This is a genomic window from Flavobacterium sp. FG68 (genome assembly GCF_057808895.1).
Window position 1 is genome coordinate 214,495 of the sequence record NZ_JBMDIY010000001.1, and the last position, 15,596, is coordinate 230,090.

Here is a 15,596-nt window from a genome sequence, read left to right on the forward strand (position 1 = left end):
TAGCTTCGGACTTTTTTTATTCTATTCTTTAATTATATTTCTTCGCTTGGTCTCTTTTTTAAAAGTTTCAATAGAACTGGGAATGTAGAAATGATAACGATGATTATAATAATGTATTCGATGTGTTCTTTTAAATCAATTCCTTTTTTCAAAAAGACACCATACAAATAATGTCCGGCAAAGATTAAAATGAAGGACCACAAGAAAGAACTTAAGATGTTATAAAACATAAATTTCTTTTTATCCATAGAAACTATTCCGGCAATGATTGGCGCGAAAGTTCTAAAGATTGGCAGGAAACGTGCGTAAATGATTGCTTTTCCACCGTATTTTTCAAAGAAATCTTTTGATTGTAAAAGGTATTTTTTCTTAAACCAAAATGTATCTTCTTTTTTGAATAAATAATAACCACTTTTTGCTCCAAACCAATAACCGGTCATATTTCCAAAAACGCCCATTACGGCTACAGCTGTCGAAAGCAAAAATACATTGATAAAATCTCCCGGAATATAAACAACATTTTGAATTAAGTCGCGGCTATAAATTCCAGCTAGAAAAAGCAAACTGTCTCCTGGAAGAAAAAAACCTGCAAAAAGTCCTGTTTCAGCAAAAACTATAAACAGAACAATAAATAACCCAATCTCAAAACCTCCGATACTTAAAGTTATATAGAATTCAGGGTTTAGTAACTGGGTCCACTCAAAATTATTCATAAAACGAATTTGGTTATACTTATAAGTTTGTGAAATTAACAATTATTTACCTTAACCACAATTAAAAGCCATATTTTAAAGATAAATTAACTATATAAAAAAGCCCGAAGATTAACTCGGGCTTTTAAAATTATTTTTCTCTCTCGTACTTACAGCAAGAATGGAGATTTTCATAATCAGCATCTGTAGCTTTTACTTCTTTTGTATCATGTCCCACTTTTGCAATTGCGGCATTCAAATCCTGTGGAGAAGATTTTTCTTCGTTTAAAATCACAGTAAGCTGATGCGTACTAATATCCCAGGAAGCCGTTTTTACACCCGGAACTCCAAATGCAGCTTTTTCAATTCGTTTTTTGCATTGTTCACAGTTTCCGTTAACTTCTACAGTATATTTTAAATTCTTATTTTTTTTAGTTTGAGCCTGAGCCGAAAATCCTAAAAAAGTTATCATTGCTATTAAAATCAAATTTTTCATTGTCTATTCTTTAATGTTATAAATTTATTATTTTATTTTAAATCGTAATCCGGCATAATACATTTGCCCAAAAATTGGCGCATAAGCAACAGAAGCATCAAAATTTGGTCCGAAAGGATCATTTGCTCCTAAAATTGCTTTTTGTTGTTTGTAATTTCCAATATTTTCTCCTCCTATATATACCTCAAAAACTGACGAGAAAACCCTTGTAACCTGAGCATTCATAACAGCATACGAAGGCGAGAAATCAGGAAACTGATCTTCAGCAGGATTCGTAGCTGTGTACGGAAGCTGTTGTTTTCCAGACCAATTAAAAGTATAATCAAACTTCCATTGCTTGTCATTGTTCAATGTTGTTTCGTATTCTAAATTCCCAAGAAAACGATGTTTCGCCTGAAGCGGACGCTGAAAAGTTCCTCTTAAATAATCGGTTTGTATGTCATAATATTTATAAGCCGTTCTTAAATTTAAGTTGTGAATTAACTCGTAATTAAATTCAACCTGAATACTATTAGCAAAAGAACTTCCTTTTAAATTATAAAACAAAACTTCTTGCGGACTCTGCATTAAATCTACAACGGCCTGATTTTGAAAATCGGTTCTGTAGATATCAAATCCGGCATCGGCATTTTTACCGAAAAGTTTAAATTTCTGCGAAAAACTAACTCCATAATTCCATGCAATTTCCGGATTTAAACCATAGATTTTTCCGCTGTTATCTAAAATTGAAAATGTTCTTGAACTGGCAAAAAGCTGCTGATTCTCGGCAAAAATATTAGCCGAACGTTTTCCTCTTCCGGCAGAAAAACGAATTACTCCATTTTTCCAAGGATTGTACCTAACATGAAGTCTTGGCGTAGCAAAAAAGCCTAAACGGTTATGATTGTCAACTCTTCCTCCTAAAATTATACTGAAATTATCGGTATTGTCATATGTATATTCAAAAAACGCCCCAACCGAATTATCGATTCGACTGTAATCTGTAACATTTACAAATTCCTGATATTGATCGTATGAAAAATTTAAACCAGTTGTAAATTTATGCTTCGTATTATTGATAATTGAATTGAAAATTAAATTCGAATAAAAACTATTCTGCTTAATATCATATTGATTTAAACCAAAATACGAATCCTGTTTATGGCTGTTGAAAGCATTTTGAAATCCGATGCTTTGATAAGGCATATCTTTAAAAACATAACCTATTTTTGTAGACACATCAAAACGTTCTGTATTGATTTCTGAACCCCAATGATTTGTAGTTCCGCGATCACGGTCTTTATCAAAATCAACTTCTCCAGTCTGCTTTTTATCATTCATATATCTGAAATTGATAAAACTTACCAAACCGCTTTCGGGATCATAATATTGATATCGGTTTAAAACATTGATTTGTTTTCCTAGCGGATTATCTAAAAAACCGTCATCGTTCATGTCGTTTTTTGCAACACGAGTATTCCCATGAACAAATAAACTTGTCGCCCATTTATCAGATAATTTTTTATTAAAATGGGTATTCAATTCAAATCTTGAATCGGTTGAACCGTAGGCATTCAGGAAAAACGGAATATCACTTAAAGGTTTTAAAAGTTCGGTATTTATTTGTCCCGAAATACTTTCGTAACCGTTAATAACGCTTCCGGCGCCTTTGGTAATCTGAACACTTTCGATCCAGGTTCCGGGCGTAAATGATAAACCGTAAGCTTGTGACGCTCCGCGAACCGAAGGAATATTTTCTTCGGTAATCATTAAATACGGACTTGTTAATCCCAGCATTTTGATTTGTTTCGTTCCTGTTAAAGCATCAGAAAAATTGACATCAATAGACGGATTTGTCTCAAAACTTTCGGCAAGATTACAACATGCTGCTTTTAAGAGTTCTTTACTCGTAATTAAAGATGTGTTTGCGGTAACGGTATAGGATTTTGTAATTCCTTTTTGCTTTTTTTTGACTTTTACTTCCTCTAGATTTTCTTGTGAAAACACAGAAACCGAAAGCAAAAACATCGCAAAAAGCATGATATTTTTTGGCATAAAAAAAGATTTTAATGTTATTTAGAAATTCTGTTTTGGGTTTCTGTAGAATAAGAAACACTAAAACATTCATTGCAAGCCATAGAAAGAAGGCTTGATTCTAAACATTAAAATCAGGAATAAAAAATGTATTGATTGTATAATTTGAATAAAGGGGGCGCATTCGCATCTGAATAATACGAAATAACCTGATTGTTTTTGAAGTTTGGAATGGACAAAAACGCAATTGGTTTGTATTCCTGAATTACAGCCGGAAATGCAAGCTGGAAAAAGAAAACCTTAAAAGTTGCATCGCTTGATTTTTTTTCAAATTTTACAACTTTGTCTTTACAGCAAGATGATTTTTTTTCTTTTTCACCACAGCATTTTTTCTCTGGTGATGCCGAAGCTGAAGTATTTAAAGAAACGGAAGCTATTTTTCCTCCGCAGTAATGCACATCAAAAGCAAACCCAATGTTGGAAACCAACAATAGGAACGCTAAAAATAAAACTGTGCACTTTTTTCTCATAATGCAAAAGTATTTAAAAAGAGTCAGATAAAATTTAAATGAAATGTTATTTTTTTAGATTTTGAAGCTGATAGTAAAATGCCGGAATAAACAAAAGTACAAATATAGGCTGAATGATAAATCTTCGAACATAAAACAAGAGCCAGCTTTTCTCCGGAAAATATTCGACAATTATAAAAAACATTGCGAAAAGAACGACTGAAAAAAATGCGTATAAAATGGAACTGAAAATTAAAATTCCTTTGTCTCTAAAAAGGGTATAAATTAGAATAAGTGATAGCGCAGTGTTTAAAACAAACCGAAGTAAAAGGTTCAGGAAAAGTTTTAACGAATCGACTTCCGGTAATTTTATGTTATTAAAATCCTTTTCAAAATAATCTAAGAAAGGATCATAAAACAGAGAACTTTCCAAAGCTCTTATCAACCCGAAACAGCAAATAACAAGTATCGAAATGAAAATTTTCGCTTTTTCTTCTCTTATTTTATTTAGCATACTTCGAAAATTTATTAACCCAGATAATCCATAGAATAAAAACGGTTCCGTAAATAATTAACGGAAAAAGAACGCCGTGCAAAAGATGATTTTTTTCAGGAAAATGAAATAACAAAATGGTCAATAAAGCAATTCGGGCAATATTTAAAAGATAAATAAACACGATTCCGAACAGGATATAATATAAGGTAACTTTAAATTTCCCAGAAAAAGCAAGCACGAAAGCAATAAACAAGATAATAACGCTTACCGCATTGCAGCCTTCAATAATTCGAACGATATAATAATTGTTATATAAAACTTCTAACCAGGAACCGGAAAGGCTTTTTTGAACTTTTATATCAAAATTAAAAGCATGTAGAAGCTGCTCAACATTGCGGCCAACCAAATTTGTAATTCCGTCGACTTCATCAGCTTTAAAACTGTTCAAATAAAATTTATATAATAGCGTTAATGCAATATAAGCTGCAAAAAAATTACCTATAAAAATTAAAAACGGCTTGAATTGGGCTAGATATTTTTTCAACAGATTTTTTTTTCAAATTTATGTATTTTTTGAGTTCAGCTTTAAATACTTTTGTATAAAATTTTCAAATCATGACATTTCAAGAATTACAACCAAAAATAAGCGCTATAGTATCTGATAATAATAAAGTTAGAGACGAAAAACTATTAGCTGTCTGCCAATTATTAAACGAAAATGTAGAATATTACAACTGGGTTGGTTTTTATTTTGCAAATCACGAAAACAAAACACTTCATTTAGGCCCATATGTAGGTGCAGAAACTGATCATACTGTTATTCCGTTTGGAAAAGGAATTTGCGGACAAGTTGCCGAAAGCAATGCAAATTTTGTTGTGCCAGATGTAAAAGCACAAGACAATTATATTGCCTGCAGTTTAACTGTAAAATCAGAAATCGTTGTTCCACTTTTTGTAAATGGAATAAACATAGGTCAAATTGATATTGACAGCCACGTAATTGATCCGTTTACAGAAGCTGACGAAAGATTTTTGGAGTTTGTTAATCAAGAAGTTGCTAAGTTATTTTAGAAGAGCTATTTTTAATGTATAAAAAATAGTGCTGAATGAAAAAAAATGTATTCATCATATTTCTTCTTATAAGTTCAGTCAATCTATTTGGGCAGATTAATGTTGTTTCAAAGAAAATTTTCCTTGACTCCTTAAATCGTGAAGCTACTCCCGAAAATTATGTTTATACCAGAGTAATTACTAATTATTCTCAAAAAAGCGCGCGCTACGTTGTAACCGATTTTTACAAGAACGGAAGAAAGAAAATGACGGGCTGTACTTTAGACAGAGACATTTTAAAAAAGGATGGCGAGTTTATTTGTTATTTCAAAAATGGATCGAAAGAATCTGTTGTAAATTATTCTGACGACCATAAAGTGGGGAAAGAGATTAATTGGTACGAAAACCAAAGTAAAAAATCCGAGAAACAGAATTCGTGGAATCCTAAAACCAAAACATCTCAAACTTTAATTCTTAATTTTTGGGATGAAAATAAAAATCAAACCGTAGTTGATGGAAATGGAGAATATGAAGAAACCGATAAGTTTGTAACCCAAAAAGGAATTGTCAAAAACGGTTTAAAACAAGGTGTCTGGGTTGGAAATGATGCTTTACGTAAAATTTCATTTACAGATAATTATGATCAGGGAGTTTTAATTTCAGGAACAAGCATAGACGAAAACAATGTAAAACTTTCTTATTCCTCTTTAAACGAGAAAGAAACGGGTAAAAAAGTTGCAAAATCAAAATAGGTTTTAGTTTGTTAATTAGTCTTGAAACGAATGACAAATAGCTGAATTTAAAATCAAACTAGTTCAAAATCAACAAAAAAGGATTATTTTTACCTGAATTTGATTAATTATTAAAATTTTCAAAGTTTAAATTTATTTTTTCGGAAAAAAGATGTAATTTTGCACCCGTCTTACAAAGGATGTATGACATACATAAAAATCATTAAATAATATTGGAATGTATTTAACTAAAGAAAAGAAAGAAGAGATTTTCGCACAACACGGTGGTGCAACAAACACTGGAAGCGCAGAAGGTCAAATTGCATTGTTCACTTACAGAATTTCTCACTTAACTGAACACTTGAAAAAAAATCGTCACGATTACAACACTGAGCGTTCTCTTGTACTATTAGTAGGTAAAAGAAGAGCTTTGTTGGATTACTTGAAAAAGAAAGAGATCAACAGATATCGTGAGATTATCAAAGTATTGAATATCAGAAAATAATCAATATAGAAAAGAGGTGCGAAAGTGCCTCTTTTTGTTTTTACATATTGTATTTAATTACAAGCATATTACAAGAAAAAAAGTTTGGTTTTTCATTGGGTTTTAGATTACAACAACTACACACAACAACACTACAACACAACTAAAACCCATTGTATAATCAATAAGGAAAAAATTTATGATTCCACAATTATTTGTAGAAAAGATCGATTTAGGTGATGGTAGAAGCATCACAATCGAGACAGGACGTCTAGCTAAACAAGCAGATGGTTCTGTAGTAGTAAGAATGGGCGACACAATGATTCTTGCAACAGCAGTTTCAGCTCGCACATCAAACCCTGGCGTTGATTTTTTACCGTTAACGGTAGATTACCGCGAAAAATTCGCAGCAGCAGGTCGTTTCCCAGGAGGTTTCTTTAAGAGAGAAGCACGTCCAAGCGACAGCGAAGTATTAACAATGAGATTAGTTGACCGTGTTTTACGTCCGCTTTTCCCAGATGATTACCATGCTGAAACACAAGTTATGATTCAGTTAATGTCTCATGACGAAGAAGTTATGCCAGACGCTTTAGCTGGTTTAGCTGCATCTGCAGCATTAGCAGTTTCAGATATTCCATTTTACAACTTAATTTCTGAAGTACGTGTTGCACGTATCGACGGAAAATTTGTGATCAACCCAAGCAGAGTAGATTTAGAAAAATCTGACATCGATATGATGATTGGAGCTTCTATGGATTCTGTTGCCATGGTTGAAGGTGAGATGAAAGAAATTTCAGAAGCTGAAATGGTTGAAGCAATTAAATTTGCTCACGAGGCTATTAAAGTTCAAATCCAGGCACAATTACGTTTACAGGCTGCTTTTGGTAAAAAAGAAATTCGTACTTACGAAGGTGAGAAAGAAAACGAAGAAATCTATAAAAAAGTAAAAGCTGCTGCATACGATAAAATTTATGCTATTGCAAAAGTTGGTTCGGCTAAACACGAAAGAGGTGCTGCATTTGCTGAAGTAAAAGAAGAAGTTAAAGCTTTATTTACTGAAGAAGAATTAGCTGCTGACGGCGATTTAGTTTCTAAATATTTCTACAAAACAAACAAAGAAGCTGTTCGTAATGTAGTATTAGAATTAGGTGTTCGTTTAGATGGTAGAAAAACTACAGATATCAGACCAATTTGGTGTGAAACTGATTATTTACCAAGAGTTCACGGTTCGTCTTTATTTACTCGTGGAGAAACTCAGGCTTTGGCAACTGTAACTTTAGGAACTTCCAGAGAAGCAAACCAAATCGATTCTCCATCAGAACAAGGTGAAGAGAAATTCTACTTACACTATAACTTCCCTCCTTTCTCAACTGGTGAAGCAAAACCATTAAGAGGAACTTCAAGAAGAGAAGTTGGTCACGGTAACTTAGCTCAAAGAGCTTTAAAAAATATGATTCCTGCTGATTGTCCTTATACAATTCGTGTTGTTTCTGAAGTTTTAGAATCTAACGGTTCTTCTTCTATGGCAACAGTTTGTGCTGGAACAATGGCTTTGATGGATGCTGGAGTTCAAATGGTAAAACCAGTTTCTGGAATTGCTATGGGATTGATTACTGATGGAGAGAAATTTGCTGTATTGTCAGATATTTTAGGTGATGAAGATCACTTAGGAGATATGGACTTTAAAGTAACCGGAACTGCTGATGGTATTACAGCTTGTCAAATGGATATTAAAATTGATGGTTTACGTTACGACATTATGGAGCAGGCTTTAGGGCAGGCACGTGAAGGACGTTTACACATTTTAGGAAAATTGACTGAGACAATCGCTGCTCCAAGAGCTGACGTAAAAGCTCATGCACCAAAAATTATTACCAGAACTATTCCTGGAAACTTTATTGGAGCATTAATTGGACCTGGTGGAAAAGTAATTCAGGAATTACAAAAAGCTACTGGAACTACTATCGTAATCAACGAAGTTGATGAGCAAGGTGTTATCGAAATCTTAGGTACAGATCCTGCCGGAATTGAAGCGGTATTAGCAAAAATTGCTTCTATCACTTTCAAACCAGTATTAGGAGAAGCTTACGAAGTGAAAGTAATCAAAATGCTTGATTTTGGAGCTGTTGTAGAATATACTGCTGCGCCAGGAAACGAGGTATTACTTCACGTATCTGAACTTGCTTGGGAACGTACTGAAAACGTTGCTGATGTAGTTAATATGGGAGATGTTTTCCAAGTGAAATACTTAGGAGTTGACCCTAAAACTAAAAAAGAAAAAGTGTCTAAAAAAGCACTTGTTCCAAGACCTCCACGTGAGGACAAAAAAGAGTAATCAGATCTTAGTTTACTAAAGGTTTATTCATAGAAAACCCCAATTCATTTAGTTGAATTGGGGTTTTTAAGTTTAAAAAATTATCTTATTATGGATTCCCCATTTTATGTAAATGTTTAAAATGTGAAAACATCATTTCAAACAATGTTTTATGATGATAAGGCTGCTTGTATTCTTTCGTTGTTTCTTCAATAATATTATTTATCTCGCTATAATTAGTATGACAGATATTAGGAAAAAGATGATGAGCTGCATGACAATTGGATCCGCCGCTTAAAAACCTTGCCCAGGCTTTATCTGCATTCCAATCACAGCTAGTATGAAGCTGATGAACAGCCCATGTATGTTCAAGAAATTCTCCTTCAGGCTGAGGATAATCTGCACCATCAAAAAAATGTGTCCCTACAAGCATAATAATAAATACCATAGAAGTAAAAGCACTGGCTGTAAAATAAACCAAAACAATAAAGCTCCACGAAAAATCAGCATACAATATTGGAATAATCAATGCTAAAGAAAAATAAAATATTTTGTACAATATAAATCTTAAATACAACTCAACTTTAGGAACGCCTCTTTTCATCCAATCGTATTCATTTGAAAATAAATACACCCAGTCACTCATGAAAACAGAATGAAGTAAAGTAAACATATAAACAAATGGTGCATAAAACGCTTGATATTTATGTTTGGGTTTCCATGGGTGCGTTGGGCTCAATCTTAAAAAAGGGTTTTTATCTATATCAACATCACTTCCTTCTACATTTGCGTATAAGTGATGAGATCGAATATGTCTTAATCCCCAAAGCAATGGATCAATTCCCACGGTAAGGAAACTAAAAAAATGCAGGACTGAATTTGCTTTTTTATTTTTGAATGCTGTGTTATGCGAAGCATCATGTCCAAAACTAAATCCTATTAATAATCCGGATAATTGAAAAACAACGTATAGCAGCCAAAAGTTCATTTTGCTAATAGAATCTGAAAAAAGAAATGCATAGGACAAATAACAAATTAAAGTCCAAAACAATCCTTTAAACCAAAATTTTGTATCTCCGTAAAAAACAGTTTTATCTTGAAGTTTTTCATGAACTCTTCCTTTTAATGTGGTGAAAAAAAGTTTTTCTTCTTCAGATTTATTGAAATATTTAGCTTTCATAAATTATCATTTTTTTAAATTACAGGACAAACCTATTGCATTTATCACATATTGATTTGCGCAAAACAATAAAAAAATATATTATATTTGTGATTATCGCAAATTATGAAACATCAGGAATCATTTTTAAAAGCTATTAGAAGTAAAATTTCCAAGTCAAATTCTTTGATAGATGAGATTGCTTCTATCTTGGAAATCAGTTATGATGCGTCGCATCGAAGGATATCTCAAAAGAGTAAATTTTCTATTGACGAAACCATCAAACTGGCGAATCATTTTAATATTTCATTGGATAATTTATTTTCACCAAAAGAAAAAGTCATTGTTGAAAAAACAATCGAGATTGAATCCTTAAAAGATATGCTTCAATATTTTAAAGCATCTGCACAACAGGTTGAAATACTGACAAAAAACCCAAAAACAAAACTTTATTATTCGGCCAAGGATATTCCGTTATTCTATTTTATGGACGGAACGATTTTGTCAAAATTCAAGGCTTTTGTTTGGCTGAATCTTTTAAATACAAACCAGAAAAAAATATCTTTTGAAAATTTTGTGATTGAAGAATCTTTTACTGAATATATGCAGACCTTAAAAAAAGCATATGAAAACACTACCGTAAATGAAATTTGGAACGACACCACTATAAACAGCAGCTTGCAGCAGATTCTATATTTTTATGAAGCCGGCTTGCTAAATTTAAAAAATGCTAATGCTCTTTGTAAGGACTTAAAGAGAATAATAAGTTTAATACAGGCAAAATGTAATGACTCAAATAACAACTTTGCCCTTTATTATAATGAACTGATATTATTAAACAATAACATGCTCATAGAAACGGAAGAAAAACTAACTATGTTTGTTCCTTACACGCTCTTAGGGTATTTTATTACAGACAATGAAGACAGCTGTAAAAATGTGCATCAGTTTTTTAAACAGCAAATTAGCAACTCAATAGCTTTAGGGCAATCTGGTATTAAAGAGCAAAACCTTTTCTTTAATCGTGCTATTCGAAAAATAGATTATTATCTCGAAAAAATTAATTCGCAGGTTGACTTACTTTTCTAAAATAATAATTCATTTCTAGAACAAACCAATACATTTTTTTTTAGCTTGTTTTTTCCTTAGTAAAGTAAATTATAATATTTATTACTGATGAACGGCAATAAATAAATAATTTAACAAAAAAAACACGACAATGCTTATATTTTCTTAAAGAAATAAAATATCTTTAACCCACCAAAAATAAAATTATTAACCCTAAAAACCTTATTATGGACTTTAATGTCATTCAAATCACAAGAATTAACACCGCAGATTTTACTTTTACAGACACAGTGAACATCACTTTTCCTGTTCCTCCTTTGGCTTCGGCAAAAATTTACGATAATAACGGAGTTAAAACATTAAAAATCTGTGCTACTGTATACATTAACTCTAAAGATTCACAAAATCCGGTAGTTGGAACATTAACAGAACATGTTAATACTGTTGAAATCTATTTTGATTACGATTGGGATGAAGAAACACCAAATACTTATGATGTATGGTATGTTGAAATAGATTATACTTCTGAAAGCGTTGAAAACATTACTACTGTATTCTCATATTTAAGAAATATTGATCCTGAAACATCAAGAGGAACAGAGACATCTGTAGGTCGTTAAACCTCGCAATAGATATTTTACTAACATCGTTTATTGAGATTATAAATTATCCATTAAACGATGTTTCTTTATTACATAATATTTTCTTATTAAATTCTAAACAAAAATGAGTAATGCTTATTATTAGATTTTTTTTTAATTTCTTGATTCTTTGCTCCCCTTTCTTGTTGTTTTCTCAATCATCAAACAAACAATTAAACGAAGCACTAAAGAAAAAAGAGATTGAATTCAAAAACGAGTTGAATTTTAGCAAAGCTTCTAACTTTTTTATTAAAAAAAATTGGGACTCGACTTTGGTCAGTTCTATGAAACAATTAAATATTAATAAAAATAAAGAAGTCGCAGATTATTGCCACTTTTTTAGGGGATATAGTTTTATTGAAAAAAAATTATTCAAAGAAGCAAAATTTGAATTAAACTTAATTTCCAAAAAATTTACGTTCTATCCATTAGTCAATAAAAACTTAGGGGATGCTTCAATAGAATTAAAAGAATTTGAAAAAGCAATTATATATTTCAAAAAAATAGAAGACCTTAAATCCTTAAATCAACAAGGATTAAAAATAAGCCTTATTTATCAAAATTTAGGAATTTGCCATTTACATCTAAGTGATTTTATCAAAGCAGAAGAATATCTTTTTAAAAGTTTAGAAATTCTGGAAACAGAAAAAGACATTTCAAATTTATTTTGCATTTATAATGATATTGCCAACTTATACTATATTCAATATAAAGACCAGCAAGCAATACCTTATTTTGAAAAAGCATACGATTTATCAAAAAAAACAATTGATTTTGATATAAAGAGAAAAGCTTCATTAAACATGTCTGTCGTAGAAGAAAATAAAGGCGATTTTAAGAAGGCACTGTTTTACAGAAAAGAATCTGCTCAATGGAAAGATTCTTTAAACAATCAAAACAAAATTTGGGCTTTGGCAGATTACGAAAAAAAGTTTGCAGTAGCACAAAAACAAAAACAAATTAAAGTACTCGAAGTAGAAAATGACTTAAAAAATGCACAGCGTAATACCTTATTCTTTTCTTCAATTGGTTTATTGTTGATTTTAACCGGCGGTGTTTATTTATATGCACAAAAAGTAAAAAATGGTAAAACTATTTTGCGTCAAAAAAACAAACTTGACGAACTCAATGCTACAAAAGATCAATTGTTTTCGATTGTAAGCCATGATTTGCGTTCATCTGTAAATGCATTAAAAACCAGTAACACTAAATTATCTGCCACGCTGGAAACGAAAAATTATGACGAATTAAATCAATTAATTATTCAAAACAGCGGTATCGCAAATGGTGCTTACAGTCTTTTAGATAATTTATTGCATTGGGCTTTGTTGCAAACCAAACAGTTGTATTTTCATAAAGAATCGGTTCATCTGCATTCTGTAATACAACAAATTGAATATAATTATAAGCCTTTATTGTTAGACAAATCAATTACGTTCGAGAATTCGGTTTCAAAAAACATTTTTTTGTTTGTTGACCTAGATTCTCTAAAAATTGTATTTAGAAATTTATTGGACAATGCTATTAAATTTTCTAATGAGAATGGACAAATTACATTTTCGGCAAATGAAATAGATTCTGATTTTTGTCAGGTTATAATTCAGGATACCGGAATTGGAATGAATGAAAACACTATTAAAGAATTGCTTTATGAAGGAGAATTATTAGCTAAAAAAGGCAATTCAGAAATTATAGGAACTGGTTTGGGTTTACAATTATGTAAGCAAATGATCAAGAAAAACTCGGGAACGTTTGAAATAGAAAGCGAACTCAATAAAGGGACTAAAATGATATTAACATTCCCAAAAACTAAATGAAATGGATAATATTAATGTTTTAATTATAGAAGATACTTTAGAGCAGAGTGATGAACTTGTAAAAGTATTAGAGAAAAACAATTATAATGTTGCCGGAGTTGCCGTAAATTACACAGAAGCACTAAAACTTTTTTATGAAAAACCCGTTGATATAATTATAATTGATGTTTTCCTGGATGGAAAACCAGACGGAATAACTTTTGCTGAATCCATCAATATAATTCCGCATGCGTCTAAACCATTTGTATTTTTAACAAGCTCTCAGGATCGTCAGGTTTTTGAAAGGGCAAAACTCACAAGGCCTTTCAGTTTTTTAATGAAACCGTTTAATGAACTTGAAATTTTGTATGCCTTAGAAATGGCTGTCGAGAAATTTTATGAGCAGACAAATGTCTTTTTTAGCGAAGAACAAAATACCGTAATCAGTAATGATTCTTTATTTATTAAAAAGAAAAATTCCTTAAAAAAGGTATCTCTTGAAGACATTCTTTACATTGAAGTTGAAGAGCGTTACTGCAATATTATAACCGAAAAAGAAAAATTTGTAATTCTAATTTCATTGACTAAAATCAGCGATTTATTAGACAAAAATAAATTCATAAAAACACATCGCAATACAATTGTAAATACGGATAAAATAGAAGAAATTATTCTGGCAGATAACCTTATTATTTTAAAAGGAAATCATAAAATAAACCTGAGTGACACCTACAAAGATTTTATAAAAAAAATGAATATTTTATCTTAGTAAATATCTCAAATTCAAAACCAATCCTCTTTAATAGAGGATTTTTTATGCTTATTTCAAAGAAAATATTCCTACATAATAAACATTTCATGGCGTTCATGACAGAGAAAAAGCATTTCGTGACATTTTCACACTTATAAATTGAGATCAAAATTACTTTTATCCCACCTAAATCAAAATAGAGATAGATGAAGATAGCATTAACGAGACAACCTGAAATGAAACTTTTGCCAACTATAAAAAAAATAAAAAACAATCCGTGGGTTGGGGTTGTTGTATCCTTGGCTGTAATTATTCCCTGCTTATATAGAATTTTAGACGATGTTACCGTATTAAGATTAGAATATATCTTACTGGCTATTGCGTTTCCAATTTATATAAGATCCTTAAAAAAAATATTCGACGAAATCCTTGATAACACTGATGATTTCTACGATTAAACTTAAATACATAATTCTAACTCAATCAAATTATTCGTTAAAAAACCCTAAATCGTTATTATGATTTAGGGTTTTTGTTGTTTAAAAAATAAGATTTTATCACATTTTAACAGATATACGTTTTGTTTATAACCTTTTTTTAATAAATTTGGAAACCCCCAAAACAAATCACTAAAATCCACTGAATCCTTTGAAAAATTATCAAAAAAAGTCCGCTTTCCTCATTTTATTTGGATTATTCTTAAACATTTATAGCATTCACAGTCAAACAAATAACGACGTGAATGTATACAACTGGTTTGACAAGACGGTTGGCAAAGATAATCTTGACCTAAACAACGGGGTACCACACATTAATCCATACAGATCTATTGGAGACAACCATTTATATTTAATCAACAAATATGAAATTGGAAAAATTGACTATGATGGTCAAAAATACTTTGAAGTAAAACTTAAATATGACATTTACAGAGATATTTTAGTTTTAAATCCATATGGAGAATCTGAAAACATTGGAATAAACCTTAACCAAAGTAAAGTTGAAGCTTTTTCAATTTTGGATAAAAATTTTGTGAAAATAGACAAAAAAGTCCAGACTGTTCCAGAATTTACTTCTGGTTATTATGAAGAAAGTAAAGTTGCCGAAACTTTTACATTATATATCAAACATCATAAAGACATTCAAAAAACAGTTTCTGAGAATGGAATATCCTATAGTTTTAAAGAAAATAATTTATTTTTTATTGATCTTAAAAACAATATTTATTCAATAAAGGGAAAGAGCGATATTATAAAGCTGTTTCCAGATCAAAAAAAACAAATTAATGGGTTTTATTTAATGAATAGAGAACTTCAAAAATCTGATTTAAATCAATTCATGAAAAATTTGATGAAATACATTTCTAATTCTCTTTCAATTCAAACCAAATAAGACA

Annotated in this window: 17 protein-coding genes; 10 read left to right on the forward strand and 7 right to left on the reverse strand. The window is 31.0% G+C overall.

The window, feature by feature from the left end:
* Nucleotides 1–32 precede the first annotated feature (32 nt).
* The 6 genes from ACODSB_RS00905 to xrtF all read right to left on the reverse strand — a co-directional run bounded on the left by ACODSB_RS00905 (nucleotide 33) and on the right by xrtF (nucleotide 4,750).
* Nucleotides 33–713: a DedA family protein gene (locus ACODSB_RS00905; RefSeq protein WP_053470051.1), complete on the reverse strand. Its 681-nt coding sequence runs from the start codon at nucleotides 711–713 to the stop codon at nucleotides 33–35.
* Nucleotides 714–843: 130 nt separating this feature from the next.
* Entirely contained in the window at nucleotides 844–1,188 is a 345-nt protein-coding gene (locus tag ACODSB_RS00910) for a heavy-metal-associated domain-containing protein (protein WP_073483406.1), read from the reverse strand.
* A 27-nt stretch (nucleotides 1,189–1,215) separates the two neighbouring features.
* Nucleotides 1,216–3,222 carry a TonB-dependent receptor plug domain-containing protein gene (locus tag ACODSB_RS00915; RefSeq protein WP_488935666.1) on the reverse strand — a complete coding sequence of 669 codons (2,007 nt, stop codon included), beginning with the start codon at nucleotides 3,220–3,222 and terminating at the stop codon, nucleotides 1,216–1,218.
* A gap of 113 nt (nucleotides 3,223–3,335) precedes the next feature.
* Entirely contained in the window at nucleotides 3,336–3,734 is a 399-nt protein-coding gene (locus ACODSB_RS00920) for an HYC_CC_PP family protein (protein WP_408611647.1), read from the reverse strand.
* Between the two features lie 43 nt (nucleotides 3,735–3,777).
* Nucleotides 3,778–4,224 carry an exosortase F system-associated membrane protein gene (locus ACODSB_RS00925; protein WP_488935667.1) on the reverse strand — a complete coding sequence of 149 codons (447 nt, stop codon included), beginning with the start codon at nucleotides 4,222–4,224 and terminating at the stop codon, nucleotides 3,778–3,780.
* Nucleotides 4,214–4,750, reverse strand: a complete 537-nt coding sequence (gene xrtF, locus ACODSB_RS00930) for an exosortase family protein XrtF (protein ID WP_488935668.1) — start codon at nucleotides 4,748–4,750, stop codon at nucleotides 4,214–4,216. Before xrtF ends, ACODSB_RS00925 begins: the two co-directional genes overlap by 11 nt.
* A 71-nt stretch (nucleotides 4,751–4,821) precedes the next feature.
* Between xrtF and ACODSB_RS00935 the strand changes: the two genes are divergently transcribed.
* From ACODSB_RS00935 to ACODSB_RS00950, 4 genes are all read left to right on the forward strand, one after another.
* On the forward strand, nucleotides 4,822–5,277 hold the full coding sequence (locus ACODSB_RS00935; RefSeq protein ID WP_053470045.1) for a GAF domain-containing protein: 456 nt from the start codon (nucleotides 4,822–4,824) through the stop codon (nucleotides 5,275–5,277).
* Between the two features lie 35 nt (nucleotides 5,278–5,312).
* A complete protein-coding gene (locus tag ACODSB_RS00940; protein ID WP_488935669.1) occupies nucleotides 5,313–6,008 on the forward strand; it encodes a toxin-antitoxin system YwqK family antitoxin in 696 nt (231 codons plus the stop codon).
* Between the two features lie 217 nt (nucleotides 6,009–6,225).
* Entirely contained in the window at nucleotides 6,226–6,492 is a 267-nt protein-coding gene (gene rpsO, locus ACODSB_RS00945) for a 30S ribosomal protein S15 (RefSeq protein WP_007804772.1), read from the forward strand.
* Between the two features lie 178 nt (nucleotides 6,493–6,670).
* Nucleotides 6,671–8,806, forward strand: a complete 2,136-nt coding sequence (locus tag ACODSB_RS00950) for a polyribonucleotide nucleotidyltransferase (protein WP_180857309.1) — start codon at nucleotides 6,671–6,673, stop codon at nucleotides 8,804–8,806.
* 88 nt (nucleotides 8,807–8,894) lie between these two features.
* On the opposite strand, the gene ACODSB_RS00955 is transcribed toward ACODSB_RS00950, so the two are convergent.
* Nucleotides 8,895–9,965 (reverse strand): fatty acid desaturase family protein, encoded by a 1,071-nt coding sequence (locus tag ACODSB_RS00955; RefSeq protein WP_488935670.1) that lies wholly within the window; start codon nucleotides 9,963–9,965, stop codon nucleotides 8,895–8,897.
* A 105-nt stretch (nucleotides 9,966–10,070) separates the two neighbouring features.
* Between ACODSB_RS00955 and ACODSB_RS00960 the strand changes: the two genes are divergently transcribed.
* The 6 genes from ACODSB_RS00960 (at nucleotide 10,071) to ACODSB_RS00985 (ending at nucleotide 15,592) form a co-directional block, all read left to right on the forward strand.
* Nucleotides 10,071–11,033, forward strand: coding sequence for a hypothetical protein (locus ACODSB_RS00960; RefSeq protein ID WP_488935671.1), 963 nt, complete (start codon nucleotides 10,071–10,073; stop codon nucleotides 11,031–11,033).
* 206 nt (nucleotides 11,034–11,239) lie between these two features.
* The gene (locus ACODSB_RS00965; RefSeq protein ID WP_256636778.1) at nucleotides 11,240–11,632 is read left to right on the forward strand and encodes a hypothetical protein; all 393 of its coding nucleotides are present in this window, start codon (nucleotides 11,240–11,242) and stop codon (nucleotides 11,630–11,632) included.
* Between the two features lie 305 nt (nucleotides 11,633–11,937).
* On the forward strand, nucleotides 11,938–13,470 hold the full coding sequence (locus tag ACODSB_RS00970; protein ID WP_488935672.1) for a tetratricopeptide repeat-containing sensor histidine kinase: 1,533 nt from the start codon (nucleotides 11,938–11,940) through the stop codon (nucleotides 13,468–13,470).
* A 1-nt stretch (nucleotide 13,471) separates the two neighbouring features.
* Entirely contained in the window at nucleotides 13,472–14,218 is a 747-nt protein-coding gene (locus ACODSB_RS00975; RefSeq protein ID WP_053470033.1) for a LytR/AlgR family response regulator transcription factor, read from the forward strand.
* A 188-nt stretch (nucleotides 14,219–14,406) separates the two neighbouring features.
* Nucleotides 14,407–14,658 carry a hypothetical protein gene (locus ACODSB_RS00980; protein WP_488935673.1) on the forward strand — a complete coding sequence of 84 codons (252 nt, stop codon included), beginning with the start codon at nucleotides 14,407–14,409 and terminating at the stop codon, nucleotides 14,656–14,658.
* 280 nt (nucleotides 14,659–14,938) lie between these two features.
* Nucleotides 14,939–15,592: a hypothetical protein gene (locus ACODSB_RS00985; protein ID WP_488935674.1), complete on the forward strand. Its 654-nt coding sequence runs from the start codon at nucleotides 14,939–14,941 to the stop codon at nucleotides 15,590–15,592.
* The last annotated feature ends 4 nt before the right edge of the window (nucleotides 15,593–15,596 follow it).

What these genes read in the sequence shown, in the direction of transcription:
- ACODSB_RS00915 (WP_488935666.1), bottom strand. Translation starts at nt 3,222, where the DNA reads ATGCCAAAAAATATCATGCTTTTTGCGATGTTTTTGCTTTCGGTTTCT.
- ACODSB_RS00965 (WP_256636778.1), top strand. Translation starts at nt 11,240, where the DNA reads ATGGACTTTAATGTCATTCAAATCACAAGAATTAACACCGCAGATTTT.
- ACODSB_RS00960 (WP_488935671.1), top strand. Translation starts at nt 10,071, where the DNA reads ATGAAACATCAGGAATCATTTTTAAAAGCTATTAGAAGTAAAATTTCC.
- ACODSB_RS00980 (WP_488935673.1), top strand. Translation starts at nt 14,407, where the DNA reads ATGAAGATAGCATTAACGAGACAACCTGAAATGAAACTTTTGCCAACT.
- ACODSB_RS00925 (WP_488935667.1), bottom strand. Translation starts at nt 4,224, where the DNA reads ATGCTAAATAAAATAAGAGAAGAAAAAGCGAAAATTTTCATTTCGATA.
- ACODSB_RS00905 (WP_053470051.1), bottom strand. Translation starts at nt 713, where the DNA reads ATGAATAATTTTGAGTGGACCCAGTTACTAAACCCTGAATTCTATATA.
- rpsO (WP_007804772.1), top strand. Translation starts at nt 6,226, where the DNA reads ATGTATTTAACTAAAGAAAAGAAAGAAGAGATTTTCGCACAACACGGT.
- ACODSB_RS00940 (WP_488935669.1), top strand. Translation starts at nt 5,313, where the DNA reads ATGAAAAAAAATGTATTCATCATATTTCTTCTTATAAGTTCAGTCAAT.
- ACODSB_RS00950 (WP_180857309.1), top strand. Translation starts at nt 6,671, where the DNA reads ATGATTCCACAATTATTTGTAGAAAAGATCGATTTAGGTGATGGTAGA.
- ACODSB_RS00910 (WP_073483406.1), bottom strand. Translation starts at nt 1,188, where the DNA reads ATGAAAAATTTGATTTTAATAGCAATGATAACTTTTTTAGGATTTTCG.
- ACODSB_RS00935 (WP_053470045.1), top strand. Translation starts at nt 4,822, where the DNA reads ATGACATTTCAAGAATTACAACCAAAAATAAGCGCTATAGTATCTGAT.
- ACODSB_RS00970 (WP_488935672.1), top strand. Translation starts at nt 11,938, where the DNA reads ATGAAACAATTAAATATTAATAAAAATAAAGAAGTCGCAGATTATTGC.
- ACODSB_RS00955 (WP_488935670.1), bottom strand. Translation starts at nt 9,965, where the DNA reads ATGAAAGCTAAATATTTCAATAAATCTGAAGAAGAAAAACTTTTTTTC.
- ACODSB_RS00975 (WP_053470033.1), top strand. Translation starts at nt 13,472, where the DNA reads ATGGATAATATTAATGTTTTAATTATAGAAGATACTTTAGAGCAGAGT.